Source organism: Idiomarina sp. UBA4206 (genome assembly GCF_002383015.1).
Classification (GTDB): Bacteria; Pseudomonadota; Gammaproteobacteria; order Enterobacterales; family Alteromonadaceae; genus Idiomarina; species Idiomarina abyssalis.
The window spans coordinates 1-1,440 of the sequence record NZ_DFTS01000056.1 but is presented as its reverse complement, the minus strand read 5'-3'; the positions used below and the strand labels follow the sequence as shown (position 1 = coordinate 1,440).

The 1,440-nt window shown below is 45.5% G+C and carries 2 protein-coding genes; both read left to right on the top strand.

Annotated features, from left to right (window positions below; all coding sequences use genetic code 11):
* The coding region (locus B3180_RS11405) for a lyase family protein (protein WP_286844630.1) at positions 1-582 on the top strand (582 nt) is incomplete at its 5' end.
* Between the two features lie 24 nt (positions 583-606).
* Positions 607-1,275, top strand: coding sequence for an SDR family oxidoreductase (locus B3180_RS11400; RefSeq protein ID WP_278358359.1), 669 nt, complete (start codon positions 607-609; stop codon positions 1,273-1,275).
* Positions 1,276-1,440: the final 165 nt, after the last annotated feature.

The window sequence follows — 1,440 nt, the reverse complement described above, 5'->3', positions numbered from 1 at the left end:
AATTTACAGCTTTCGGCCCAACTGAATACACTGGCGACAACGCTACTTAAAATCAGTAACGACTTGCGCTGGATGAACAGCCTACCACTGGCCGGATTAGGCGAAATTCAGCTCACCGCATTACAGCCCGGAAGCAGTATTATGCCGGGTAAAGTGAACCCGGTAATACCCGAAGCAGTGGCAATGGTTGCAGCTCAGGTTAATGGCAATCACACAACAGTGACAACAGCGGCTCAGCAAGGAAACTTTCAGTTAAACGTAATGCTGCCGGTTATTGGTTACAATTTACTCCAGTCCATTGATTTACTAAGCAACAGTTGCAACGCCCTGGCCAGTAAAGCCATTGCTGATTTTGAAGTTAATGAAAAGCGTCTCGAGCAGGCACTGTCTAAAAACCCCATTCTGGTTACCGCTCTTAACCCGGTTATTGGCTACAATAAAGCCGCTGAAATAGCCAAAACGGCTTATAAAGATGGGCGCGCGATTATTGACGTTGCGGACGAAATGACAGACTTAGGTCGGGATAAACTTGAACAGTTACTGGACCCTAAAAAACTAACCGAAGGCGGCGTTAACGAGTAACGCAGTTAATATGTGGAGTACAAAATGAGTCAAAAAGAAGTTCTGATTACCGGAGCAAACCGCGGTATAGGTTACGAATTTGCACGCCAATATGCCAAAAAGGGCTATAAAGTTACTGCGGTTTGTCGTAACAATTCAAAACAACTAACGGAGCTGGATGTCGATATTGTTGAAGGCATAGATGTGACTAAAGCATCGGATCTTCTTCGCCTTTCTGAAACTTTAGGCGATAAAAAGATCGATATACTGGTGAATAACGCAGGCTTGCTGCACAAAGACGTACTAGGAGAACTTGACGCTGGTAATATTCGCGCCCAATTTGAGGTGAACGCTCTGGCGCCTCTGCGTGTCACTGAAGCTCTGCTGCCCAATTTAAAAGAAGGCAGCAAAGTAGCAATGATTACTAGCCGAATGGGGTCTATTGCCGATAATGGTTCCGGCAGTCGCTATGGTTACCGTATGTCAAAAGCAGCATTGAATGCGGCGGGAAAATCCTTGTCACTGGACCTAAAAGATCAAGGAATTTCTGTTGTTTTGCTGCACCCAGGCTTCGTACAAACCGATATGGTGAATCATGCCGGCGATATTCCGGCTGAAACCGCAGCAGAGCGCTTAATTCAACGTATTGATGAACTAAGTTTGGATACCACAGGTCAGTTTTTCCATAGCAACGGTGAAGGTCTTCCTTGGTGATTTGATGCCTTTTTAAACAAATCACTGTTTTTTTGCTCAAACGCGCCCGTTAATCTCGTTTTTTATCAAAAATAGGTTGACGGGCTGCGGAGCGATTTGCATAATACGCGCCGCACTCACAGAGAGCGGTAAGTAAAAAGGTATGGCTACGTAGCTCAGCTGGTT

Excerpts from the sequence above, each read along its gene's own strand:
- B3180_RS11400 (WP_278358359.1), top strand. The coding sequence starts at position 607 with ATGAGTCAAAAAGAAGTTCTGATTACCGGAGCAAACCGCGGTATAGGT.